We start from the raw sequence: 22,979 nt of genomic DNA, 5'->3' as shown, positions 1-22,979 counted from the left end.
TAAATCACGCACGCGGCGGGGCGGAATCCCGCCACCGACTTGTCTGTCCGGGCGGGCCTGCGCAGAATGCTCTTGGTCGGGTCCGTCGTCGCGCGCGAGCGGGCAGGCTCGGGGAGGTACCGGAATATGTTGAGGACACCGCGCGTTTCGCGGGTCGCGGCCGCCGTCGTCGCCGTGGGCCTGCTCGGTGGATCGATCGTCGCGGGCGTGGCGGACGCCGCGCCGGGTGTCGCGTTCGGCAAGTGCCCCGAGGGTTCCGTGCCCGCCGATCGGGGCGTGCAGTGCGCCGTCGTGAGCGTGCCGATGAACTACGCCGACCCGGATGGCGCGAAGATCGAGCTGACGGTCAGCCGCATCGCGGCTACCGGCGAGCGGGAAGGTGTGCTGTTCGCCAATCCCGGTGGGCCGGGCGCGGATGCGCTGGACTATTGGGCGCGCCGGTTGGACGTGTTCCCCGCCGCGCTGGCCGAGCATTACGACCGGATCGCCGTCCAGCCGCGCGGACTGCGTTGGGCGACACCGCTGCAATGCGGCACGAGCGCGAAGAACGGGGAGGGGCAGCAGGTCTCGCTCGGCGGCGGCAACCGCGACGAGATCAAGAAAGCCTGTGACGCGGCGCAGCCCGGCTACCTGGACACCATTACCACCGAGAGCACCGCGCGCGACCTCGACGCCGTGCGTTCCGCGCTCGGCTTCGAACGGATCGACTACCTCGGCACGTCCTACGGCACCTACCTCGGCGCGGTGTACGCGGCACTGTTCGGCGACCACGTGGACCGGATGATCCTGGACTCCAACGTCAATCCGGACTGGGTGTGGACCGAGGAGTTCGCCCAGCAGCAGGTCGCGGGCAAACAGCGCCTGGACGATCTGTTCGCCTGGATCGCCGACCACGACGGCGAATACCACCTCGGCGACACGGCGTTGCAGGTCTACCGCACCTGGGTCCGGTTGGCGGCAGGCCAGGGCGGCGGTTGGTACGCCAACCTGACACCGCCGCCAGCGAGCATCGCCGACCTGCCCGGCGTGCTGCCGGAGCCGTTGGCGGAGATCGCCCGGGACGGCTACACCGGCGGCGTAGAGCAACTCGGCAAACTGCAGAATCTGTTGCGCACCTTGGTGAGCGGCGGCGTATCCGCGCAGGTTCCGTTGCTCGGCGCCACCACCGTGGCCACCTATACCCGCACCTTCTGGCCCACCTTCGCCCGCGCGATGGCCGACGCCGCTGCCGACCCGGCGAACGTGCAGCGGTTGCGGGCCATCGAGGGCGCGACTTCGACCGACCCCACCGGGCGGTTCGTGTTCAGTGCGATCACCTGCAACGAGAACGCCGTGGCAGGCAGGCCGGAACTGCTCGGCGCGGCGGCAGGCACCATCGCCTCCGGCGGCAACGCCATGGACGCGCGCGCCGACCTGGTGCGCTCGGGGATGGCCTGTGGTTCCTGGAAACCCGTGACGAAACCGGTGCCGATCACGGGCGCCGGGCTGCGCGCCCCGCCCCTGGTACTGCAGAGCCGCCACGACGCGCTGACCAAGTACGAAGGCGGCCCGGCCATGGCCACGGCGCTGGGCGGCGCGCTGGTCGTCGTGGACGGCGGCGACCACGGCACGTTCGGTCGCGGCAATCCGGCGGTGGACGAGGCCGTGCTCACCTACTTGCGCACCGGAAAGGTCGGCATCACACGGGCCGACGAGGCTCCGCTGCCCACACGCTGAAAGTCCGACCCCACGAAAGTGGTTCGTGACCGCTGTCCGACATCGCGAGCTGGGACTGCGGCGCAAAAGCAACTCGTCATCTCGATCGGGCCGACGTTGTCCTCGCCCGCTGTCGATCCGGCCCGCGGGGTCGGTCGGAGTGCGGCGACCGGCGTGCAGGTCCGGATGTTCCTTGCCCGTCGACGCCGGTGCGATTTCACGTCGCGCAGTTCAGCGATATCCGCCGGTCAGGACACTGTTCACCGCTTTCGTGTGCGGAGTCCACGCTTGTCCGAGGTCGGCGAAGACGACGGCTGTGGCGGATGTGTCGTGGTGCGACCGGCCCGGTCGCGTCCGAGAATGTGGGGATGACACCCGCTGCGCGAGTCATCCTCGCTCCGGACAAGTTCAAGGGGTCGCTCGCCGCGCCCGAGGTGGCGGCGGCGCTGGCTGACGGTTTGCGGAGCAGCGCGCCGGAGACCGAGATCCGGCAGCTGCCGGTCGCAGACGGCGGTGACGGCACGGTCGAGGCGTTCGTCGCGGCTGGTTGGGCGCGGGTGGAGGTGACCGCTCCGGGGCCGACGGGGGTTCCGCGTCGCACATCCTATGCCCGGCACGGTGCGACCGCGGTCGTCGAACTGGCATCCGTGGTCGGACTGTCGATTTTGCCCGAGCGTCGACTGGACCCGTTGGGCGCGAGCACATACGGGCTCGGCGTCGTGCTGGCGCATGCCATGGAGCACGGCGCGACCGATATCGTGCTCGGTCTCGGTGGCAGCGCCTCCACCGACGGCGGCGCGGGCATGGTGCAGGCGCTCGGCGTCCGCGTGCTCGATGCCGACGCACGGGAATTGCCGCGCGGCGGAGCGGTCCTCACCCGTGCCGCGCGTCTCGACCGTTCCGGCTTGCACCCCGCCGCCGCGGAAACGACGTTCACGCTGGCTTGCGACGTCGACAATCCGCTACTCGGGCCCACCGGCGCGGCGGCGGTGTACGGGCCGCAGAAGGGCGCAGGGCCCGCCGAGGTCGATGTCCTCGAATCCGCTCTCGGCACTTGGGCGCGACTCGTCGGCCCGGAGTTCGCGCGGCTGCCCGGCGCGGGCGCGGCGGGCGGTACCGGTTTCGGCGCGCTCGCCGTGCTGGGCGCGCGGGTCCGCAGCGGCATCGAGGTCGTGCTCGAACTGCTCGATTTCCCCGCCCTGCTCGCTACCGCCACCCTCGTGGTGACCGGTGAGGGATCGCTCGATCGGCAGAGCTTGCACGGCAAAGCGCCGGTCGGCGTGTGCGCGGCCGCGCGTAAGGCCGACGTCCCGGTGATAGCCGTGGCGGGCCGCACGCTGCTCACGCCCGACGAGATCCGGGCGGCGGGCTTCGCGGACTGCTACGCGCTCGCCGCTCTGGAGCCCGACCCGGAACGGTCGATGGCCGAGGCGGCGTCGCTGCTCCGACGCGTCGGCGCGCGGATCGCCGCCGACCGGCTAAATTAGCTCGCCGACGCCAGCGTGCTCGCGGCCAGTTGGTGCTTGTGCCGTTCGCCCCATTCCTCGAGCGGGCGCAGTGCCGCGGCCAACTCCTCGCCGAGCGGCGTGAGCGAGTACTCCACCCGGGGCGGGACCTCGGGATAGACCTCGCGGTGCACCACACCGCTGGCCTCGAGCTGACGCAGGTTCTCGGCGAGCACCTTCTCACTGACTCCGTCGAGCAGCTTGCGGATCTGGCCGAAGCGCTGGGGGCCGATGCCGAGGACCCACATCAGGTGCATCTTCCACTTGCCGCCCACGACATCGATCGCGACCGTCATGCCGCACACTTCGTGATCCGCGTCACTGCTCATGCCCACCGCGCTCCTCTGACCTCGTTTCGAACCTCGAGGTAAGCAACCGCACCTCCACGTTCGGTCTTCCCGACTCTACCTGCGGGAACGACGATGAATTCCGGCGCCGACGCAAGTAACCGACGAGAACCGAAGGGACACATCATGTCCGAACAGACCACCGCCCGCGCTGTCTCCGTCGTCGGCCTCGGGCCGATGGGGCAGGCGATGGTCCGGGCCTTCCTGGCCGCGGGCGTCGAGGTGACGGTGTGGAACCGCAGCCCCGAGAAAGTCGACGCCATGGTCGAAATCGGCGCGAAGCGCGCCGCGACCGTCGCCGCCGCCCTCGATGCCAACGAGGTCACCGTGCTCAGCCTGACCCACTACGCGGCGATGTACGACGTGCTCGGTCCGGCGACCGGCCACCTCGACGGCAAGGTGATCGCGAACCTGTCCTCCGACTCGCCGGAGCAGGCGCGAAAGGGTGCGGCGTGGGTCCGCTCGCACGGCGCGCAGTTCCTCTCCGGCGGCGTCATGTCGGCGGGGGACAACATCGCGCATCCGGCGTCCTACATCTTCTACAGCGGCCCGCGTGCGGTGTTCGACGCCCACGCCGAGCTGCTGCGCCCCTTGAGCCCGCAGGAGTACCTCGGCGCGGACGACGGCCTGGCCCAGATCTTCTACCAGGGGCTGCTGACCATCTTCCATCCCTGGTTGCTCGCCTTCGACCAGGCCACGGCGATGATCGATCGGTCCGGTCACGATGTCGCCGCGTTCGTCCCGTTCGCGATCCGCTCGGCCGCCGCCTTCCCCTACTTCATGGAGGAGCACTCGGTCGCCAACAAGAACGGCGGCTGGGCGTCATTGGCCAGTCTGAAGATGATGGACGCGGGCGCGCAGCACGTTATCGACGCGAGCGAGGAAATCGGCGTCGACGCCGTCCTCTCGCACACCGCCCAGGGGCTGTGGCGCAAGGCCATCGCCGCCAGCGAGCGGGCCGGAACCCCCATTTCCACCTACGCCCTGCTGCGCGACCCCGCCTGACGTCGCGGAGTCGGCCGGGTCCTCGCACTGTCGACGCGAGGACCCGACGGGGTCTTCTGCTTCCCAGGGGTTGATATGCAGCCTTGTGGTTGCCTATGGTGTAAATAGGCAGCCGCAAGGCTGCATGTTGGAAAGGTGGGCGATGGACGAGGTGTTTCGGGCGCTGGCCGACCCGAGCAGGCGGCGGCTGCTGGACAGCCTGAATGCCCGCAACGGTCAGACACTGCGGGAGTTGTGCGCGGGGCTGGCGATGGCCCGCCAGTCGGTGAGCAAGCATCTCGCGGTGCTGGAGGCGGCCAACCTCATCACGACCCGGCGCAGTGGCCGGGAAAAACTGCACTACCTCAATGCCGAGCCCATCAACGCCATCGCCGAACGCTGGATCGACCGGTACGACCGCGAGCGCGTGAACGCCCTCGCCGACCTGAAGAGAGCACTGGAGGAACAACCCATGGGCGACAACGCATTCGTCTACACGACCTACATCAAGACCACCGCCGAAAAGCTCTGGCAAGCGCTGACCGATCCGGCGTTCACCAACCGCTACTGGGGCGCGAGCTTCGACACGGACTGGCGTCCCGGATCGGAAATGACTTGGCACCAACAGAACTGGAGCAGCAAGGATCCCGAACAAGTGGTGCTGGAGGCCGAACCGTACCGCCGCTTGTCCTACACCTGGCACACCTTCGACCCGGCCTTCGCCGAGACGTTCGACATGAACCCCGACGACGTCGCTGCCTGGTCCCGTGAGCCCCGCTCGAAAGTGACGTTCGAACTAGAGCCTCGGGGCGAGACCGTCAAGCTGACCGTCATCCACGACGGCTTCGAACCGAACAGCCGAGTCCTCGAAGGAATCACCACCGGCTGGCCCAGCATCCTCTCCAACCTCAAAACCCTCCTGGAAACCGGCGAACCCCTCCCGGCCCCATAGGCCCTTCGGAAGCACGAAGAGAGCAGTGCTCTTGACTTGTCGTGCCCTTCGTGGAACACTTCTCTCTATAGAGAGCAGTGCTCACAACAGGGAGTAGTCATGGACCTCAACACCCGCTACGTCGGCCCCGCCGGATTCGACGCGGTCTTCAACCGGATCGCCAACCTGCTGCCCAAGCTGGGCATCAGCGTGATGGGGTCGCGGCTGCTCGCGGTGCGCGGGCGCAAGAGCGGGGAATGGCGCACGACGATGGTGAACCTGATGGTGCGCGAGGACGGCGAGCGCTTCCTCGTCGCGCCGCGCGGGCACACGCAGTGGGTGCGCAACCTGCGCGTGGCGGGCGGGGGCGAGTTGCGGCTCGGCCGCAAGGTCGAGGTGTTCACCGCCACCGAGGTGCCCGATGCCGACAAGGTGCCCCTGCTGCGCCTCTACCTGCGGAAGTGGGGCTGGGAGGTCGGCAAGTTCTTCGAGGGCGTGACCAAGGACGCCACCGATGAGGAACTCGCCGCCATCGCGCCGGGGTTCCCGGTCTTCCAGCTGAAGTGAGTTCAGCGCGAGCGGGCCAGGAATTCGATGGCGGCGGCGTAACCCTGGATGCCCATTCCCGCGACCACGGCGGTCGCGATCGGAGAGATGTAGGAGTGGTGCCGGAACTCCTCGCGTGCGTGCACATTGCTGATATGCACCTCGACGATCGGGAGTTCCGGGATCACCAGCGCGTCGCGGAGCGCCACCGAGGTGTGGGTGAGGCCGCCGGGGTTGATCACGATGCCCGACTCGGCGCCGCGCGCCTGGTGGATGCGATCGATCAGCGCGCCTTCGGAGTTGGACTGGAAGGCGACGATCTTCCGGTCGAACTTCGCCGCGGTCCGTTCGCACAACTCCACGACGTCCTCCAGCGTCGCCGACCCGTACACCTCCGGCTGCCTGGTGCCGAGCATGTTGAGGTTCGGGCCGTTGAGAACCAGGATCGGGCCCGGTGTCGCGTCCGCGGTCACAGCCATGCACGGCAAGATACCGCGTCACACCGCGCCGCCCGGCCGGGCCCGACCGGCTACAGCCCCTGCGGGCCTTCCGAACGCAGGTCGTCGACCTTGCGCATGGCTTCGCGCAATTCCTCTAGCCACGTCTCCGCGTGCTTGCCCGCCAGTTTCACCGTCCAGGCGAGCGCGTCGGCGCGGGAACGGGCGACGCCGGCGTCGACCAAGGTGTCGAGCACCTTGCGTTCCGGCTGACGCAACCGGGTCATCACGGGCACGGCCAGGTGGGTGAACAGAATCCGTTCCCCGTCCACCGAGACGCCCCAGGCCACATTGCGCCGGTAGCGGTGCTGCGCTTCGTTCGCGATCTGCATCCGGGCGGGCCGGGTGGACTCGCGGAACCGGGCGACCGCTCCCTCCTTGGTCGCGCGGGGAACGTCTTCGGTCGAGGCTTCGGAATCGTCGGCGTCCGGCTTCTTCTCCGGCTGCGGAATCGGCAGCTCACCGATGACGACGATCTCGTCCCGGTCGATCTCGATCACCGGCGGACCGGTGAACCAGTCATTTGGCAATCTTCCGGCGAACCAATCCGGTACGTCCGACGGGTCCGGCAGGTCGGCTTGCTGCCAACCGCCCGTTCGACCGAAACCCCGGCCGCGGTGTGCGTTTCTCATGGCGGGTCACCTACTTACTGTGGTGCGTTGCTTTCAGTGATTACAAGATTACGTCGCAAACCACGCGGGGGAGTTGCGCTCAGTGCGAACAAGGGTCCGGTTGCTTCGCTCCGGACCCGTCGGGGTATTTATTGATACGAAACGTCGAGTCGGGTAGTAACCGCGCGACTTTTCGAGAAGGCCGGTACGGTAGCGGCGCCGGTTGCCGCCAACCGGCTGGACGATGATCATGAAAGGCCCCCCGAGATGCGTCATCCCGGGGCAGAATTGGGATGCTGAGCATGGGTAACGTCCGCGCTACGGAGGCATCGCGGTCTGGTCTTTTTCGGGTACGGTGGTCTTGTTACTGGAGTGACAAGAGTGAAGAGTGGGCGACATGGACGTGTGGGGATCCCGCCGCTTTCGTGTTCGCGGCGCAATGGCACTCATGGGGGTGGCGGCGCTCGCGCTCGGGATCGGGTCGTGCGGGATACACGAGAAGCAGAATGAAGCGGAAGCGGTCGTAGAGCGCTTCACGGACCTGCTCGACGATCAGGACTACACCAAGGCGGCAGACCTGACGTCGTACCCCATCGCGGCCACAGCAACTCTGAAGCAAATGTTCGAGGGGTTGCACGGCGCCAAGGTCGACTACCGCAAGACCCAGTTCATCGGCCTGGACGCGCAGTCGGCGATCTTCAGCATGGACGTCGAGTGGAGCTTCGGCGAGCGCAAGACCTGGAATTACAGTCTCGAGGGCAACGTGCGCAAGCTCGCCATCGGCTGGCGGATCTCCTGGGAGCCCGCGGTCGTGATGCCGCAGCTGGCGCACAACCGGACGGTGCGGCTGGTGCGCACCTATCCGACGCCGGCGCCACGGGTCAACGACATCGCCGGTGAACCGCTGATGACCGAGCAGACCATCAACGTCGTCAAGCTCGATCCCGCCAAGATGCCCGACCCGGTCGCGTCGACCGACGCGCTGGCCAAGGCCATCGAGCCGGTCGCGCCGCTGATCACCGGGCCTGCGCTGATGCAGCAGCTGGCCACCTCGCAGGGCAAGCCGATCATCGCGGTGAACTTGCGCGAGGGGGACTTCGCGATCCTGGAGCCGCGGATGGCGCCGATACCCGGCGTGGTGATGGAGAAGCAGCCACGGCTGATCTCCGCCGACCGCCGGGTCTGGTCGCCGATGCTGGACGCGCTGCGCAAGGTGCAGCAGGAGAGTCAGGAAGCGCATTCCGGTTGGGGCGTGCAGCTGTTCGAGCAGGATGGGCGGTTCATCACGCAACTCGCCGGTCAGCAGGGTCCGCCGGGACCGGACATCGCGGGCACGATGGACCAGCGCTTGCAACGTGCCGCCGAGGACGCGGTGGTCAGCGTGCCCACGCAGGCCTCGATCGTGGCGATCCAGCCGTCCACGGGGGCGGTGGTGGCGGTCGCGCAGAACAGCCAGGCCAGTGAGCACGGCTCGGTGGCGTTCACCGGACTGTATCCGGTGGGCGGCAACATGGACCTGTTCCGCGCCGTCGCGGCGTCGGCGAAGAACAAGGCGCCGCAAGATGTCTCGGTGCAGGACGCGGCCGAGGCGGCGACCGCGCTCGGCGTCGGCATCGACTTCAAGGTGCCCGGCCTCGACGAGGTGACCGGTCGTCTGGCCATCGCGGGGCGCAGCGCCGAGCAGGTGCTCCAAGGCGGTGGTTCGGACGCTGTCCTGGCCAGCCCGTACGGCATGGCCATCGCCGCGGCCGCGATCGCGCGCGGGGCCGTGCCGCCGCCGATGATCGAGGCCGGACGCCCGAGCGCCACCGACGCCCGGCTCGACCCGCTGCCGCCGCAGACCGCCGACCGGCTGCGCGGCATGCTGCGCGACGCCACGAACGCCCCGGAACTGGCGAGCGTGCGCCGCTACCGCGACGTCGCCGCGTTCGCCGCGACCGCGGGTCCGGACGGGTGGCTGATCGGGTCGATGGGCGATCTGGTCTTCGCGATCCACATCAACGACGTGGACAGCAAGGACGCGACCGCGCGGATGGCGGCCAGAATGTTGCAGGCGCTGGCGACTCCGGAGCCGTGATCACCGCACGGCTTTGTACACCGCGCGCCAGCCGAGCAGGAACACCGCGAGCACCACACCGGCGACCAGCACGAAGCTGACCGCTGTGCCCTGACCGCTGACCACGCGCAGCAGCATGCCCCCGACCAAGGTGCACGCCCAGATCACGACTCCGGCGGGCCACAGCGGGGTGATGTCGAAGCGCGCGTCGCCCGCGGCGGCGCGCCACCGGAGCGCCACGACCAGCCAGCCGACGACCAATCCCGTCGCGAACGGCCACACGGTGCGCAGCAGCCCGGCGAGCACCGCTTCGTCGTGGCTGCGCCTGCCGATCGCGCAGAAGACGACGACGAGCAGCGCATCGACCACGAAGGGCACCAGTTTCCTCACGCGGGCCAGCGTAACGGCAGCCAGGACGCGGCTTCCGTCACAGCCGCCGCTGCTCGAACTCCTTCTCGAACTCCGCGTCGTCGGCCTGCGGCCTACGGAACAGGAACAGGAACACGATCCACCCTGCGATAGCCACCAGGATGAAGCTCACCATCCGATAGACGAACGCCGCGGCTACCGCCTGCGCGGCGGACAGACCCGCGGCGGCGGTGAGGCCGTAGATCAGCGTCGCGTCGACGTAGACGATGCCGCCCGGCGCGAACGGAATGGACCCGACAGCCTTGCCCACGGCGAACGCGAGCAGCAGACCGGCGATGCGCGGATCGGCGCCGACCGCGTAACAGGCCGCGCCCAGGCAGGCGACGTCGGCGAAACGATGCACCAGCGCCCAGAGCGTGACCAAGACGCCGTCGCGCTTGCCGAGCTCGACCGACTCCAGCTGACCGAGCATGTCCTCGATCTTGGCGGCGCCGTGCTCGGGCGGGCGTTTGCGCAGCCGGTTGACCAGCGCCAGCAGGTTGCGCAGCAACGCGTCGAGCGAACCGGGATTGCGTGAGACATGATTGCCCGCCCACACCAGCGCGACGACGGCGGCCAGCGAGAGGATCAGCTTCAGCGGGCCGATCTGCCCGCCCGCCAGCAGCGTGCCGCCGACGCCGAGCAGCGCTAGCCCCACCGCGGCCACCACGCCCGAGAACACCAGCTGCCAGGAGGCGACGACCGGACTGGCGCCCCAGCGTCTGGTCTGCCGGTAGGTGAACGTGGTGGAGAACACCTGGCCCGCCGGCAGGGTCACCGACATCGCCGTCGCACCGTAGACCACGGCGACGGACTTCCGCTGACTCACCGCGACGCCACCCGCGTTGAGCAACTGCTTCTGCACCCGGCCGAATCCACTCATCGACAGCGCCTGCAGCCAGATAGCGGCCGCCAGCCAACCCCAGTGGATCTCGGTGAGCTTGCGCCAGGACTCGTGTAGCCGCGGCCAGAGGTACACGCCCTCGGCGATCAGCAGGGCCAGCAGAGCGGCGCCGAGCACCCATTTCAACCAGCGGAATCTGCCACGGCGGGAACCCGCCGTGGGCGGCGGCGCAGGATCGTCTGCTCGTTCCCCGTCGGCCGTCACGCGGTCAGCCTAACGAACGCGCCGTTTCGACATCGGTATCGTCGGGCGCGTCGGCCCGTTCTCGTGGCCAGGCCAAAAGCGTTTTCCTGCGTCTGCCGCGCAGCTGTACCTCGTCGCCGGTTTCCCACTGGTCCTGCTCGCTCTCCTCGGCGAAATACAGCGCGCTGCCCGAGGCCAGCGTCCGGCCGGGACGTTCTTTGGCCAGCTCGGTGAGCCGGGACGCCTCGTTGACCGGATCCCCGATCACCGTGTATTCGAAGCGGTTGGCCGCGCCGATGTTCCCCGCGACGGCCAGTCCCGCCGAAACACCGATGCCGATGTCCAGGCCGGGAACTTCCCGCAGGGTCTCGCGCAATTCGCGCGCGGCGGCGAGCGCGGCGGTCGGCGCGTCCGGGCGGTCCAGCGGCGCGCCGAAGATGGCCAGCGCCGCGTCGCCGACGAATTTGTTGACGAAGCCGTGGTGGCGGTCGATCACATCGACCACGATGCGGAAGAACTCGTTGAGCAGGCTCACCACCTCGGTGGGCGGCCGCTCTGCCGCGGTGGCGGTGGACCCGACCATGTCGACGAACAGCACCGCGACGAACCGGGTCTCGCCGCCGAGTTCGGTGCCGTAGTCCAGCGCCCGCTGCGCCACCTCTTCGCCGACGTGCTGACCGAACAGTTCCTGCAGCTGACGGCGCTTGGCCGCCTCCTCCATCATCCGGTTGAAGCCGACCTGCAACAGGCCGATCTCACTGCCGTCGAAGACCTCGACCTGCACGTCCCGCGCCCCAGCCTGGACCCGGTCGATGGCCTGGCTGAGCTGACGCACCGGGTCGGAGATGCTCGAACCGGTGAGCATGGACAGCGCGAGCGCCTGCATGATCACCACGCCGCACAGCAGCAGGATGGAGATGGCCAGCGACTGGGCGGAGAACTTCACGTCCGAGGAGATCTGGGTCACGCACAACAGCACGATGGCGATGGTGGGGGCGAAGGTGCCCATACCCCAGGTCATCCCCATCCTGGTGCCGACGCCGGGGGTGAGGGTGTGGTCGAAGGTGCCCTCGGTCAGAGCTTGGGCCGCCACCGGGCGCAGGATGCGCTCACCCAGCATGTAGGTGAAGCCGAACACGATGGTCGCGGCCATGCACTCGGTGACGATGACCGCGCCCGCCAGCGCGGGAGTGTCCCTGATGATCAGCGCGGCCAGCACGGCTCCGCCGATCAGCCACAGCGCGAGGTGCAGGATCGCCTGGCGCAGCGGTGCGTGCAGCGCGGCCATCTGCTCCTGGCGGCTCGGCGGTCCGCCGCGCATCTGCCAGCGCATCACCGGGCGCAGCATCAGCGCGGACGCGGCCATGCTGAGCAGGCCGCCCGCCACGAAGACGACGGCCGGAATCAGCAGGCCGGTGCTCCTGGCACCGGTTGGCTCGCCCTCGGGGACGGGTAGTCCGTACTGGATGAAGGCCCACACCAGAACCGCGCCGAAAGCGTTCGCCAGCAGCATCGATGTCAGGTACAGCGGCCAGCGCGTTCGCATGGTCTGTTTGACCGCTTCCAGAGGCGCCGACACGGGGTCCAATCTAGCGTTCCGGTCCCGTCGGCCTGTCCGCGGCGCTGACCGCCGGTGAAGGCCGACAGGCTACGGCCGGGCCGATCAGGCGTACCTCCGCCTTCGCTCCGGCCATGCGCGAGCTGAGGACGGACTACGTCCGACAGCACCCATTAGGCGTACCTCCGCCTTCGCTCCGGCCATGCGCGAGCTGAAGACGGACTACGTCCGACAGCACCCGTTAGGCGTACCTCCGCCTTCGCTCCGGCCATGCGCGAGCTGAAGACGGACTACGTCCGACAGCACCCGTTAGGCTCACGGAGGTGACCGACCCGAAGCCAAGTCCAGAGCGGAAAATCACGCTGTCGCGGCCCGCGGCGGAGACGGTGCACCCGATCGTCCGGGTATCGGCGGAGTGGGGCTGGCGGCTGCTGGTGCTGTTCGCGCTGGGGCTCGCGGTCACGGCGATCGTGCAGAAATTGGCGACCGTGGTCATCCCGCTGGCCATCGCGCTGCTCGCGGCGGCGTTGCTCGCGCCGCTGGTGGACTGGATGCAGCGATTGGGCGTGCCGCGCTCGGTGGGTGTCTTCGTCGCGCTGGTCGGGTCGATCGGCGTGGTCGCGGGCATCATGACCTTCGTCGTGGAACAGTTCGTCGCCGGTGTGCCGCAGCTGTCGAACAAGTTCACCGACAGCATCCACCAGATCCAGGACTGGCTGATCAACGGCAGGCTGCATCTGAGCAACGAGCAGATCCGCAACGTGGGCGACGCCATCGTCAAGGCGATCCAGTCCAATCAGGACAGTCTGACCAGCGGGGCGCTCACCACCGCCACTGTGATCGGCGAATTGCTGACCGGCACCTTCCTGACGCTGTTCATCCTGATCTTCTTCCTCTACGGCGGCGATCAGATCTGGGAGTTCGTCACCAGGATCGTGCCCACCGACCATCGCGAGCGGGTCCGCACCGCCGGGCGGCTCGGGTTCGGCACGCTGGTCGGGTTCGTCCGCGCGACGGTCGTGGTCGCAGCGGTGGACGCCATCGGCATCGGCGCCGGTCTGGCCATTCTCGGTGTGCCTTTGGCGTTGCCGCTGGCCTCGCTGGTGTTCATCGGCGCGTTCATCCCGATCATCGGCGCGTTCCTGGCCGGATTCATCGCGGTGTTCATCGCGCTGGTGACCAAAGGGCTGGTCACCGCCCTGATCGTGCTCGGCATCATCATCGCCGTGATGCAGCTCGAGGGCCATGTGCTGCAACCGCTGCTGCTGGGGCGGGCGGTCAGTATCCACCCGCTGGCCGTGGTGCTGGCGATCACGGCGGGCGTGGTGATCGGCGGGATCGCGGGCGGTCTGCTGGCGGTGCCGTTCGTGGCCGTGATGAACACGGCGATCCGGTCGTTGCTGGAAGGCCCCGAGGAACTGTACGGGGAGCTGCAGACCGGCGAGGACCATCACGGGCTGTATTCGGCCGAACCGGATCGGCCCGAGCCCGGCCGGTTCGACGTGGCCGCGACGCTGATCGAGGCGACCAAGAAGCAGGCCACGGAGTCGGCGCAGCGGAAGGCGGAGTCCGATGACGGCGCGCAAGCCGGCGACGGCACGACGAAGGGCTGAGCTGCGCTCGGCCGACGTGGCGACCACACCGCTGTGGCGGGCCGCGCAGGCGTTGCGGCTGGTCACGCTGCTGTACGCGGTCGGCCAGCAGATCGCTTCGGTGCCGTACTACACGAACCAGCGGTTGAGCTGGGTGCTCATCGCGTTGATGGCGGTGTGGTCGGGCGCTTCGGCGATCATGCTGTCGCAGTGGCATTTCCCCGAGGTGGCGCGGCTGCGCACTTGGGTGGTGATCGGCGATCACGTGGTCGTGATCGGGCTGATGGCCGCGACCCGCCTGGTCGCCGACTACGACTGGTATCACGGGCACCAGACGCTGCCCACCACGCTGTGGGCCACCAACGCCGTGATCGGCGCGGCGATCCTGCGCGGACCGTTCGCGGGCGTGCTGTCCGGAGCCTTGATCGCCGCGGTGTCGCTGACGGTGCGCGATCAGTGGGGTGAGGACGTGTGGGCGGACGCGACGGTGCCGGTGCTCGTCTCGGTGGGTCTCGCACTCGGCTTGGCCGCCAACACCGCGCGCCGCGCCCAGGACCAGCTGGAGCAGGCCGTGCGCCTGACCGCGGCGGCCGAGGAGCGCGAACGGCTGTCGCGCGAGGTGCACGACGGCGTGTTGCAGGTGCTCAGCTACATCAAGCGCCGGGGCAGCGAAATCGGCGGACCCACGGAGGAATTGGCCCTGCGCGCCGGTGAACAGGAGGTGGCGCTGCGCGTGCTGATCACCGAGCAGGCCGATCACCGGGACGCGGGCGGAGCCGAGGTCGACCTGCGGCCACTGCTGACCGCGCAGTCCACGCCGACGGTGTCGGTGTCCACGCCCGGCGATCCGGTGCGGGTCGGCCGCTGGATGGCGAACGAGATCACCTCTGCCGTGGCCACGGCGTTGTCCAATGTGGAGCTGCACGCCGGGCCGGATGCGAGAGCATATGTGTTGCTGGAGGACACCGGCGACGAAGTGGTGATCAGCGTGCGCGACGACGGCGTAGGCATCCCGCCAGGAAGGCTGGCCGAGGCGGAAGCCGAAGGGCGCATGGGAGTTTCCCGGTCCATCGTGGGGCGGATCGCGGCACTCGGCGGCAGTGCGGACCTGCTCACCGAGATCGATGGCGGGGTCGGATTCGGCACCGAATGGGAATTCCGGGTGCCCAGATGAGCGAGCGTCGGCGAGGCGCGGGCATGAGCGAAAGCGGAGGCGCTGATGGCGGACCAGACGGCCGGGTCCATTTCGGTGATGGTGGTGGACGACCACCCGATGTGGCGGGACGGTGTCTCCCGCGATCTCTCCGAAGCCGGATTCCGGGTGACGGCCACGGCCGACGGTGTCGCCGCGGCGAGCAGGCGCGCCGGGGCGGTGCGGCCGGACGTGGTGCTGATGGACATGCAGCTGGCCGACGGCAACGGGGCACAGGCGACGGCCGAGGTGCTGCGGGTGTCGCCGCAGAGCCGGGTGCTGGTGCTCTCGGCATCAGCCGAGCGTGACGACGTGCTCGACGCCATCAAGGCGGGCGCCTCGGGTTACCTGGTCAAGAGCGCGTCGGCGGCCGAGCTCATCGACGCGGTGCGCGCCACCGCGGCCGGCCAAGCGGTGTTCACACCGGGGCTGGCCGGACTCGTGCTCGGCGAGTACCGGCGGATGGCGACCACGCCCGTGCGTCCCGACGAGCCGCACCGGCCCGCGCTGACCGAGCGCGAGACCGAGGTGCTGCGGATGGTGGCGAAAGGGCTGTCCGCCAAGCAGATCGCGACGCGGCTGGGATTGAGTCACCGCACCGTGGAGAACCATGTGCAGGCGACGTTACGCAAACTCCAGCTGGCGAACCGGGTCGAATTGACTCGGTACGCCATCGAACAGGGGCTCGAGTAGTCCGGAAGGTGCTCTCGAATCAGGGATCGCCCTGATGCGGTCGTGGCCGTCCGCTGGGTAACCTCGATCGCATGGGTGGGCCCGAATCGGTATCGAATGCGGTCGGCTCCGGCGGCGCGGTGGGCGACCGGGAACTGCGCGTGTCGGACGCCGAGCGGGAACACGTCGGTCAGCTGCTACAGCGCGCGGTCGGCCTCGGCATGCTCTCGCTCGGTGAGTTCACCGAGCGGATGGACACCGCGCTGGCCGCCAAGACCCGCGGCGAATTGAACGCCGTCCTCATCGATCTGCCCGGCGTCCGCCTGGTGGGGCAGCCAGCCGCGCCGCCGTCGACGTTCGTGAACTCCTCGCCCGCCTTCACCAGGCAGGCGTCCGGCTCGAACGGCGCGAGCAACGTGATCCGTTCGCGGTTGTCCGGGGTGAGCCGCCGCGGCCCGTGGCAGGTGCCGCCCACCCTGTATCTGAACAACTGGCTGTCCGGGGTCACCTTGGACTTCACCGAGGCGATCATGTCGACCCAGGTGGTCGAGCTGCGGGTCGACGACTTCGCCGGTTCGATCAATCTGATCGTGCCCGCGGAGGCCACCGTCGACCTGAACGGGCTGGAACTGATCGGTTCCAGCGTGAACAACAAGGTCCGCACCGGGCCGCCGCTGGGCGCCCTGCACCTGGTGGTGCACGGCAAGATCCGATTCGGCTCGGTCACCGCGAAGCATCCGTTCATGGCGCAGTGGCGCCGGTTGATGGGGCGCTGAGCGGCTGGTCAGCCCGCCGTGGGAGTCAGGTCGAGCGTGGGGTAGTCGGTGTAGCCTTCCGCGCCGCCCACGTACATCAGATGCGCGTCGCGCACCGGGTTGAGTGGTGCGCCGGTGCGCAGCCGCTCGACCAGATCGGGGTTGGCCAGGAAGGAACGGCCCAGCGAGATCGCGTCCGCACCGCCTGCGAGCAGGCGCTGCGCGGCTTCCCGGCCGCCGTCCTCGGGCAGCGGGACGCCCCAGCCCAGATTCGGGTTGGCGATGAGGGCCCCCGGCCACAGCGCCCGAACCCGTTGGAAAAGCGGCTGATCGGAGTCGGCGAAGACGTAGTGCAGGTAGGCGAGGCCCTTGCCGGCCAGCGCCGAGACGAGTGCGGGGTAGATGTCCTCGGTGTCGCCCTCATAGATGCCGTTGACGGACACTCCGGGGGAGATCCGCACGCCGACGCGCTCGGCGCCGATCGCGTCGGCGACCGCCTCGACCACCGCCACGGTGAATCGGATGCGGTTGGCCACCGACCCGCCGTAGGAGTCGGTGCGCTGGTTGGTGTTCTGCGCCAGGAATTGGTGCAGCAGGTAGCCGTTCGCGCTGTGCACCTCGACTCCGGCGAATCCCGCCGCGATCGCGTTTTCCGCCGCGGACGCGAAATCGGCGACGGTGGCCTCGATATCGGCGGTGGTCATCTCCAGCGGGACGACGGCATCCTGCGCGCCGCTAGGAGTGTGGATGGGCTCGGGCAACGGAACCGGCGAGGGCGCGACCGGGTGCAGCCCGCTGTTGTCCGGATGGCCGACCCGGCCGCCGTGCTGGAGTTGCAGGAACATTCGCCCGCCCGCCGCCGCGACGGCGCCGGTCACCGCTCGCCAGCCTGCCACATGCGCGTCGGTGTAGATGCCGGGAATGTCGGCGTAGGTCTGACCCACCCGGTTCGGCGTGGTCTCCTCGGCGATGATCAGGCCGGCGCTCGCGCGCTGTGCGTAGTAGGTCGCCATGATCTGGGACGGCGTGCCGTCGGCCGCGGCGCGGTTACGGGTCATCGGCGCCATCACCAGGCGGTGCGGCAGCGCGAGGGAGCCGAGGGTCGTGGGCTGGAAGAGATCGGAAGCCGCTGCGTTCGTCATGTTGGTACGGTAAAACTTGACATCAATGTGAGATTCAAGCCCGAAGGCGAAAGGCCAGGTGAGGATGCGAATCGGGGAACTCGCCGAGCGCACCGGCGTGAGCGAACGGTCGCTGCGCTATTACGAGGAGCAGGGCATGCTGGCCTCCGACCGCACGAGCGGCGGTCACCGCGACTATCCGGAGCGCGCGGTGGACCGGGTCATCCACATCCAAGAGTTGCTCGCGGCGGGACTCACCAGCAAGAAGATCGCGCGAATCCTGCCCTGCATGCGCGATGCGGACGGCGGTCCCAACGAGTACGCCACGCCCGCGCTGGTCGACGAGCTGCACACCGAGCGCGAACGGATCACCCGCACCATCAATGATCTCCTGCGCTCGCGCGAGGTGCTGGACGAGGTGATCGAACGAGCCGGGGAACGACCGGCGGGCTAGGTGTTGACCCCGATCCGGCGGGCGAACGCGCGCAGCGGCACCTTGCGGTCGTGGTCGAGCAGTTCGGACACGATGTGGCGCGGCAGCGACTGGTATTTCAGCCAGTCCGCGCCGCCCACCCGTTCCGCGGTCAGCAAGGCGTCCAGCGCGCGCTGGTGCCGGCCGGTGCGGGTCAGCGCGACCGCCGTGTCGGCGAGGTGCCGCGCCCGGGATGCCTGCGGGAGACTGCCGTTGACCGGCATGTCCTTGGCCGCGGCCAGCGCCTCCGGGTAGCGCTCGGAGGAGATGTTTACATCGACCGTCTGCATGACGACCTGGGAAGGGCCGAAATAGGTCTCGTAGTCCTGCCGGTCCGTGCCGATCCGCAGGGCCACCTCGCTCGCCGCTTCCACCAGGGACAAGGCGTCGTGCACGTCCTGGGCCCGGCCCGCCGCGGTCGCGCCCTGCAACACCAGCGAGCCGTAGGCGGACAGATGCGTTGGCGTGACGTCGCCGGAGGGCTCCAGGGTCGCGGCCGCGTTCAGCGCCACGCCGCGCGACTCGTCGTAGCGGCCCTGCACCAGCAACTGCCAGGCCACCGAACCGCGGATGGTGGCCAGCAGTAGGGGATCGTTGCCCAGCTCGGCGGCGGCGAGCGCCTGCCGGATGGCCAGGAACGCCGGATCGGTCTGGCCGAGATGCACCAGCGTGCATCCGGTTACCCAGTACATCCGGGCCAGCAACTCGTTGGCGGGTGCGACCGAACCGTTGCGCGCGGCGTGCACGGTGGCGCGCAGCTGGGTCAATCCCGGCGGAAGGATCGAGGTCAGCAGCTCGTAGCGGCCCGACCAGTAAGCGCCCCAAGCGTATTCGACCGAGCGCCGGCCGTCGTCGAGGCTGACCGCCTCCTCTTCCCTTGTCTCGCCGAGCAGGTCGTCTACCGGCGTCAGCGCGCGGCGGATGGCCACGATGCCCGCGTCCGGATTGGTGGACGGCACGCCTTGGCGCTTGCCGATCAGATCGGCGATATCCACGTCCAAGGCGCGCGCGATCTTCTGCAAGCTGGCGATGGAGGCGGTTTGGCGGCCACCCTGCTCGAGTTTGCGCACCAGATCCACGCTGACACCCGCCTGATCGGCGAGCTGGCGCTGCGTGAGCGCCTTCCCGCGGAACTGGCGGATCCGAACTCCGATCGACGATTCGTCCATACCCAAGTCCTTTTGTTAAATCTGGGTTTCAGAGTACGACGCTATGTTATCTGGGACTACCGAAGTGGGACATTGCGTACGACTCGTTCGCTGCTGGTTGGAATACCGTTGCCTTTCTGCAACTTTGAATGCAAAGGGCGGCGGCAATGAAAACCATGCCGAAGAACACCTTGCAGGCCGGGCGCGCCGATCGCGCGTGGCGGCCTGGTGCACAGACCACGCGACCGGCGCGCCACCGCGCGATTCGACCGCTACGCCAGGTCAGCGCTCTGCCCGCGAACGCCGGAACACGGATGCGCGACCAGCGCGGGTTGCTACCCCGAAAGCCTCTCGTTTCGACCGAATTCGGCTACTGCGATGCGGAGTAAAGCGATGTTCGAGGGCTGTCACGACCCCCAGGAAGTCGCGCATCTGCTGCGGCATACCTACGGGCTTCCGGTTCAGTTGCTGGCCGGACGCCCGACGATAACCACCGGCTCCATCATGGGCGCGATCGTCATGCCGCCGGAACTGGGTCGCAAGGTGCTCGTCCAATTGGACCGCAACCACACCGCACCCGTCATCGCCGATCCGGGCGAGCGCACATGGACCTTTCTCGTCACGCCCCCGAGCCCCGCTCGGCCGGTCGAGGTCGCGGTCCGGCGCTGTCTCGCCGGTCACGGGGTCACCGTGGTCCCCGGCGGTCGCATCATCCTGCTCCCCAGCTCCGACTCGGCACTGGGCTGGCACTGGGCGGGCGAACCGGCGCCGGGCGTCCTGCGCATGCCGCCGCGCACCGCGGTGATCGAGGCCGTGCACGAGGTCGTCGGGTTGCGCACCTACTGACCACTTGGCGCGACCGGTCCTCATCCGACTGCCCTGGGTGAGGGCCGGTCGGGCGGGTAGAACCCGCCTGTCTACCAGGGGTAACTACTCATGCTCGCGCGCGTCGCGGTGACCAGCATGAAGTCATGACTACCTCCATCGATCCGGCGTTGCTCGCGCGTCTCTCCGGCGAGTTCACGACGCTGGGGACGCAGTTGGGCGTGCTCGGCCGGGATCTGCGTGTGCTACATGAGCAGGTCGTCGCGGATGCGGGTGTCCCGGTGCGTCCGGCCTCATCCGACACGCCGGGTGTGCCCGGGAACGAGGTACCGCGCGGGGCAGCGTCCGGCGAGGCGCGCGATTCGATTGCGCAACCGTCGGTATACGGCGAGACCGGCGGACAGGCGTTCGGCGATGCCTCGGAACCCGGTGCGCCCGCACGCCCGGTCGCGGGGTCGTCGAGTGGAATCGGAGGGTCTGTCAGCGGTGGGTTCGCTGGGTCGTCGTCGCGTGCGACGGATGCCCACGCCAGCGGTGGGTTCGCTGGGTCGTCGTCGCGTGCGGCCGATCCCCTTGCCAGCGGCGGGTTCGCGGGAGCGGGGTACGCGGCGTCCGGCGCGATACCACCGATTACGCCGCCCTGGCCGGGACAATCGTCGGTGGCCGGTGTGCCGGTTCCCCCTCCGCAGCCCACATACGTTCCGCGTTTCGCCCCACCGCCCGGCGGTGCGTGGGGTGGCGCTCAGTGGCCGCCCAACGCGCGGGGACCGATGCCAGGGGCGGTGCCGCCTCGCCCGCCTGTCCCACCGCGCGCGGGGCCAGCGGTGCCGCATACGCCGTGGTGGCAACGTGACGGGGTGATCAGCCGGCTCTTGGCGCTGGCGGGTGTCGCCGTGACGTTGATCGGCGTCGCGATGCTCCTAGTTCTGGCTGCCCAGGCGGGATTCTTCGGGCCCGTGCCGAGAGTGATTGCGGGAGCGGGTTTCTCGGCTGTGCTGTGGGCTGCGGGAATACGAGTCTTCCAGCGGACCGGAGGGCGGGTCGGCGGTATCGCACTGGCGGCCACCGGCATCGCGGGCGCCTATCTCGATGTCGTCGCGGTGACCGCCATCTACCACTGGCTGCATCCGGTACTCGGGCTCGCCGTCGCTTTCGGTGTCGCCACCGCGGGCGTCGGTTTGGCGATGCGGTGGCGCTCGCAGCCACTCGCGGTCCTGGTGGTGCTCGCCGCGGCGGCGCTGTCTCCGGTGGTGACCACGCGGGTGGTACTGCTCGCGTTCCTGATCGTGTTGCAATTGGTCTGCGTGCCGGTGCAATTGACGCGGAACTGGCCATATCTGCACGTGGCGCGCACATTGCCTGCCGTACTGGCGACGTTTGGGTTCGTCGCGGGTGCGGTTCTCGGAACTCCCGCCGCTGGAGAGCGCACCTGGGTGCTCGTGGCCGCGGTGGCGGTCGCGTTGGTCGGAATCACCGGGACGATCGTCGTCGTCCGGCACCGGCCCGCCGATCTCACCGCCTCGCTGACGATGGCGGCAGCGCTCGTGCCGCTGCTGCTCGCCCCGGGGATGTATTCCGAACGGCACATCGCGGTGTCGGTAGCGTCGATCGCCGCCGCGGTGCTCCTGCTCGTCGCCGCGGTGAGCATGGCGCCGAAAGTGAACGAGTTGGTACGGATCCCGGGGCACACGGCCCTCGTGGCCGCCGTCGCGGGCTCGATCGCTGCGCTCGAGGCATGTGTCGGCGTTACCGAGACGCGGACCTTGCCCACGGCTCTGCTGCTGGTGGCGTTGGTCTTCCTCGGCGTCGCTGGCCAGCGGACGTCCCGCCCGACGGCGGGCCTCGGCGCGGCGTTCGCGGTGCTCGGCGGCTTGGCGCTGCTGAGTGTCGCGAGCCCGGAAGTGCTTGCCTCGCGACATCTTTCGGAGGCGAACCTCGGCGTGGCGACCGTGCTCGGCGCGACGCTGGCCCTCGCGGTGATCGCGGTGGCGATGTGGTGCGCGCGGCGATTGCCCGGACCTGCCGCGGGCAGCGCGTGGCCATGGATCGCCGCGAGCGTCGCCGGACTCTACGCGGTGACCACGACGACGGTCTCCCTCGGCGTCGCGACCGGAACGCCGAACGGGTTCCTCCTCGGCCACAGCGCCGCGACCATCCTCTGGATGGCAGCCGCGACCAGCGCCCTCCTGTTCGGACTTCGCGCACTCGCCGAAGCACCCGCGGTCGCCAAACTCGCCTTGGGTTCCGGTTTACTGGTCACGGCAGCCGCACTGGCCAAACTGTTCCTCTTCGACCTGGCCACCTTGGACGGCTTGGTCCGCGTCGTCGCCTTCCTCGTAGTCGGCATTCTGCTGCTCTTGGCAGGTACCCGCTATGCGCGCGCCTTCGCCGACGCGGGGATGGAGCGGTGACAGCTGAGGCGCGGTCGGCGACTCAGCGGCGGTATCCGTCCGACCCGGTTCGGGTTCCGACCTGGTGAACCTGTTGTTTTGAATTTTTTCAAAAATTGATGGAACCGATCGTCGATGTGTCGCGTCCTACATAGCGACGGAGAAGGACTCGAAAGGGGGAGTGTAGATCGCTAGCCCAGGAGGATGCGTAAGGCCATGCACTCGGCATCCGTCGGGTCGGAACATCGCCTGGTCAATCGTGGGTGCGGCGTGGTGTCTAAGAGGTCGCTGGTCGCAGCTCTACACATATAGTGCGGAGGGATTCAATTGTTCGCGAAGTTTTCTCTTCTAGTCGCAGTCGCTGCATCATTACTGGGAGGAGCCGCTGGTGTGGCATCTGCGGAACGGCCGGGAATTCCCGTTAAAGGTCCTCTCGTTGACACATATGAATGTACGGTGTGGATAACTAACCACGGGAACCCGAATTCGGAATACGATTGCCGAGGTCCGGATGGCAAGGTCTATGTGATTCTCCTGACCGGATAGCAAGACGCTATGCGGCCGGCGGTCCGCGGCTCACCGCAGAC

At 68.7% G+C, this 22,979-nt stretch carries 21 protein-coding genes; 13 read left to right on the top strand and 8 right to left on the bottom strand.

From position 1 onward, the window contains the following. Positions 1-126 precede the first annotated feature (126 nt). Entirely contained in the window at positions 127-1,716 is a 1,590-nt protein-coding gene (locus AB0L97_RS02470) for an alpha/beta hydrolase (RefSeq protein WP_364424775.1), read from the top strand. Positions 1,717-2,063: 347 nt separating this feature from the next. After that, a complete protein-coding gene (locus AB0L97_RS02465) occupies positions 2,064-3,182 on the top strand; it encodes a glycerate kinase (RefSeq protein WP_364424774.1) in 1,119 nt (372 codons plus the stop codon). Here AB0L97_RS02465 and AB0L97_RS02460 read toward each other — a convergent pair. Next, entirely contained in the window at positions 3,179-3,535 is a 357-nt protein-coding gene (locus tag AB0L97_RS02460; protein ID WP_355071306.1) for a helix-turn-helix domain-containing protein, read from the bottom strand. The two genes, AB0L97_RS02465 and AB0L97_RS02460, sit on opposite strands and share 4 nt — an antisense overlap. A gap of 138 nt (positions 3,536-3,673) precedes the next feature. Here AB0L97_RS02460 and AB0L97_RS02455 point away from each other — a divergent pair, with 138 nt between their 5' ends. The 3 genes from AB0L97_RS02455 to AB0L97_RS02445 all read left to right on the top strand — a co-directional run bounded on the left by AB0L97_RS02455 (position 3,674) and on the right by AB0L97_RS02445 (position 6,029). Then, complete coding sequence (locus tag AB0L97_RS02455; RefSeq protein ID WP_364424773.1) at positions 3,674-4,552, top strand: NAD(P)-binding domain-containing protein; 879 nt, start codon at positions 3,674-3,676, stop codon at positions 4,550-4,552. A 142-nt stretch (positions 4,553-4,694) separates the two neighbouring features. Beyond that, positions 4,695-5,483 (top strand): metalloregulator ArsR/SmtB family transcription factor, encoded by a 789-nt coding sequence (locus tag AB0L97_RS02450; protein WP_355072081.1) that lies wholly within the window; start codon positions 4,695-4,697, stop codon positions 5,481-5,483. A gap of 99 nt (positions 5,484-5,582) precedes the next feature. Then, complete coding sequence (locus AB0L97_RS02445) at positions 5,583-6,029, top strand: nitroreductase family deazaflavin-dependent oxidoreductase (RefSeq protein WP_355071310.1); 447 nt, start codon at positions 5,583-5,585, stop codon at positions 6,027-6,029. A 2-nt stretch (positions 6,030-6,031) separates the two neighbouring features. On the opposite strand, the gene aroQ is transcribed toward AB0L97_RS02445, so the two are convergent. Together aroQ and AB0L97_RS02435 are read right to left on the bottom strand one after the other, a co-directional pair. Beyond that, positions 6,032-6,487 (bottom strand): type II 3-dehydroquinate dehydratase, encoded by a 456-nt coding sequence (gene aroQ / locus AB0L97_RS02440; protein ID WP_355071312.1) that lies wholly within the window; start codon positions 6,485-6,487, stop codon positions 6,032-6,034. Between the two features lie 50 nt (positions 6,488-6,537). Beyond that, entirely contained in the window at positions 6,538-7,137 is a 600-nt protein-coding gene (locus AB0L97_RS02435) for a hypothetical protein (RefSeq protein ID WP_355071314.1), read from the bottom strand. Positions 7,138-7,513: 376 nt separating this feature from the next. On the opposite strand from AB0L97_RS02435, the gene AB0L97_RS02430 reads away from it, so the two are divergent. After that, positions 7,514-9,193 carry an NTF2-like N-terminal transpeptidase domain-containing protein gene (locus tag AB0L97_RS02430; RefSeq protein ID WP_355071315.1) on the top strand — a complete coding sequence of 560 codons (1,680 nt, stop codon included), beginning with the start codon at positions 7,514-7,516 and terminating at the stop codon, positions 9,191-9,193. On the opposite strand, the gene AB0L97_RS02425 is transcribed toward AB0L97_RS02430, so the two are convergent. The 3 genes from AB0L97_RS02425 to AB0L97_RS02415 are packed head-to-tail and all read right to left on the bottom strand — an operon-like array spanning position 9,194 to position 12,213. Then, positions 9,194-9,562: a DUF3054 domain-containing protein gene (locus tag AB0L97_RS02425; protein WP_356963000.1), complete on the bottom strand. Its 369-nt coding sequence runs from the start codon at positions 9,560-9,562 to the stop codon at positions 9,194-9,196. A gap of 37 nt (positions 9,563-9,599) precedes the next feature. Continuing rightward, complete coding sequence (locus tag AB0L97_RS02420; protein WP_355071319.1) at positions 9,600-10,688, bottom strand: YbhN family protein; 1,089 nt, start codon at positions 10,686-10,688, stop codon at positions 9,600-9,602. A gap of 4 nt (positions 10,689-10,692) precedes the next feature. Beyond that, positions 10,693-12,213 carry an adenylate/guanylate cyclase domain-containing protein gene (locus AB0L97_RS02415; RefSeq protein WP_355072083.1) on the bottom strand — a complete coding sequence of 507 codons (1,521 nt, stop codon included), beginning with the start codon at positions 12,211-12,213 and terminating at the stop codon, positions 10,693-10,695. Between the two features lie 398 nt (positions 12,214-12,611). Between AB0L97_RS02415 and AB0L97_RS02410 the strand changes: the two genes are divergently transcribed. The 4 genes from AB0L97_RS02410 to AB0L97_RS02395 all read left to right on the top strand — a co-directional run bounded on the left by AB0L97_RS02410 (position 12,612) and on the right by AB0L97_RS02395 (position 16,457). Beyond that, positions 12,612-13,838 carry an AI-2E family transporter gene (locus tag AB0L97_RS02410; RefSeq protein ID WP_364424874.1) on the top strand — a complete coding sequence of 409 codons (1,227 nt, stop codon included), beginning with the start codon at positions 12,612-12,614 and terminating at the stop codon, positions 13,836-13,838. Further along, complete coding sequence (locus AB0L97_RS02405; RefSeq protein WP_356962996.1) at positions 13,798-14,991, top strand: DUF5931 domain-containing protein; 1,194 nt, start codon at positions 13,798-13,800, stop codon at positions 14,989-14,991. Before AB0L97_RS02410 ends, AB0L97_RS02405 begins: the two co-directional genes overlap by 41 nt. 45 nt (positions 14,992-15,036) lie before the next feature. Beyond that, positions 15,037-15,702 carry a response regulator transcription factor gene (locus AB0L97_RS02400; protein ID WP_355071323.1) on the top strand — a complete coding sequence of 222 codons (666 nt, stop codon included), beginning with the start codon at positions 15,037-15,039 and terminating at the stop codon, positions 15,700-15,702. Between the two features lie 119 nt (positions 15,703-15,821). After that, positions 15,822-16,457 (top strand): DUF1707 domain-containing protein, encoded by a 636-nt coding sequence (locus tag AB0L97_RS02395; protein ID WP_356963483.1) that lies wholly within the window; start codon positions 15,822-15,824, stop codon positions 16,455-16,457. An 8-nt stretch (positions 16,458-16,465) separates the two neighbouring features. On the opposite strand, the gene AB0L97_RS02390 is transcribed toward AB0L97_RS02395, so the two are convergent. Then, positions 16,466-17,578 carry an alkene reductase gene (locus tag AB0L97_RS02390; protein WP_364424772.1) on the bottom strand — a complete coding sequence of 371 codons (1,113 nt, stop codon included), beginning with the start codon at positions 17,576-17,578 and terminating at the stop codon, positions 16,466-16,468. A gap of 64 nt (positions 17,579-17,642) precedes the next feature. Between AB0L97_RS02390 and AB0L97_RS02385 the strand changes: the two genes are divergently transcribed. After that, positions 17,643-18,011 carry a MerR family transcriptional regulator gene (locus AB0L97_RS02385; protein WP_355072089.1) on the top strand — a complete coding sequence of 123 codons (369 nt, stop codon included), beginning with the start codon at positions 17,643-17,645 and terminating at the stop codon, positions 18,009-18,011. Here the strand turns inward: AB0L97_RS02385 and AB0L97_RS02380 are convergent. Then, positions 18,008-19,198: a helix-turn-helix transcriptional regulator gene (locus AB0L97_RS02380; RefSeq protein ID WP_355071325.1), complete on the bottom strand. Its 1,191-nt coding sequence runs from the start codon at positions 19,196-19,198 to the stop codon at positions 18,008-18,010. The genes AB0L97_RS02385 and AB0L97_RS02380 overlap by 4 nt on opposite strands. 357 nt (positions 19,199-19,555) lie before the next feature. On the opposite strand from AB0L97_RS02380, the gene AB0L97_RS02375 reads away from it, so the two are divergent. Both AB0L97_RS02375 and AB0L97_RS02370 read left to right on the top strand, forming a co-directional pair. Then, entirely contained in the window at positions 19,556-20,023 is a 468-nt protein-coding gene (locus tag AB0L97_RS02375) for a hypothetical protein (RefSeq protein ID WP_355071326.1), read from the top strand. Positions 20,024-20,859: 836 nt separating this feature from the next. Then, positions 20,860-22,413, top strand: coding sequence for a DUF2339 domain-containing protein (locus AB0L97_RS02370; protein WP_364424771.1), 1,554 nt, complete (start codon positions 20,860-20,862; stop codon positions 22,411-22,413). Positions 22,414-22,979 lie beyond the last annotated feature (566 nt).

The organism is Nocardia sp. NPDC051911 (genome assembly GCF_040681035.1).
In the GTDB taxonomy this organism is placed as follows: Bacteria; Actinomycetota; Actinomycetes; order Mycobacteriales; family Mycobacteriaceae; genus Nocardia; species Nocardia sichangensis.
This window is presented reverse-complemented; position numbering and strand designations above follow the sequence as displayed.

What these genes read in the sequence shown, in the direction of transcription:
- AB0L97_RS02470 (WP_364424775.1), top strand. Translation starts at nt 127, where the DNA reads ATGTTGAGGACACCGCGCGTTTCGCGGGTCGCGGCCGCCGTCGTCGCC.
- AB0L97_RS02405 (WP_356962996.1), top strand. Translation starts at nt 13,798, where the DNA reads ATGACGGCGCGCAAGCCGGCGACGGCACGACGAAGGGCTGAGCTGCGC.
- AB0L97_RS02415 (WP_355072083.1), bottom strand. Translation starts at nt 12,213, where the DNA reads ATGCGAACGCGCTGGCCGCTGTACCTGACATCGATGCTGCTGGCGAAC.
- AB0L97_RS02400 (WP_355071323.1), top strand. Translation starts at nt 15,037, where the DNA reads ATGGCGGACCAGACGGCCGGGTCCATTTCGGTGATGGTGGTGGACGAC.
- AB0L97_RS02455 (WP_364424773.1), top strand. Translation starts at nt 3,674, where the DNA reads ATGTCCGAACAGACCACCGCCCGCGCTGTCTCCGTCGTCGGCCTCGGG.
- AB0L97_RS02435 (WP_355071314.1), bottom strand. Translation starts at nt 7,137, where the DNA reads ATGAGAAACGCACACCGCGGCCGGGGTTTCGGTCGAACGGGCGGTTGG.
- aroQ (WP_355071312.1), bottom strand. Translation starts at nt 6,487, where the DNA reads ATGGCTGTGACCGCGGACGCGACACCGGGCCCGATCCTGGTTCTCAAC.
- AB0L97_RS02430 (WP_355071315.1), top strand. Translation starts at nt 7,514, where the DNA reads ATGGACGTGTGGGGATCCCGCCGCTTTCGTGTTCGCGGCGCAATGGCA.
- AB0L97_RS02450 (WP_355072081.1), top strand. Translation starts at nt 4,695, where the DNA reads ATGGACGAGGTGTTTCGGGCGCTGGCCGACCCGAGCAGGCGGCGGCTG.
- AB0L97_RS02445 (WP_355071310.1), top strand. Translation starts at nt 5,583, where the DNA reads ATGGACCTCAACACCCGCTACGTCGGCCCCGCCGGATTCGACGCGGTC.
- AB0L97_RS02375 (WP_355071326.1), top strand. Translation starts at nt 19,556, where the DNA reads ATGCGGAGTAAAGCGATGTTCGAGGGCTGTCACGACCCCCAGGAAGTC.
- AB0L97_RS02385 (WP_355072089.1), top strand. Translation starts at nt 17,643, where the DNA reads ATGCGAATCGGGGAACTCGCCGAGCGCACCGGCGTGAGCGAACGGTCG.
- AB0L97_RS02390 (WP_364424772.1), bottom strand. Translation starts at nt 17,578, where the DNA reads ATGACGAACGCAGCGGCTTCCGATCTCTTCCAGCCCACGACCCTCGGC.
- AB0L97_RS02465 (WP_364424774.1), top strand. Translation starts at nt 2,064, where the DNA reads ATGACACCCGCTGCGCGAGTCATCCTCGCTCCGGACAAGTTCAAGGGG.
- AB0L97_RS02380 (WP_355071325.1), bottom strand. Translation starts at nt 19,198, where the DNA reads ATGGACGAATCGTCGATCGGAGTTCGGATCCGCCAGTTCCGCGGGAAG.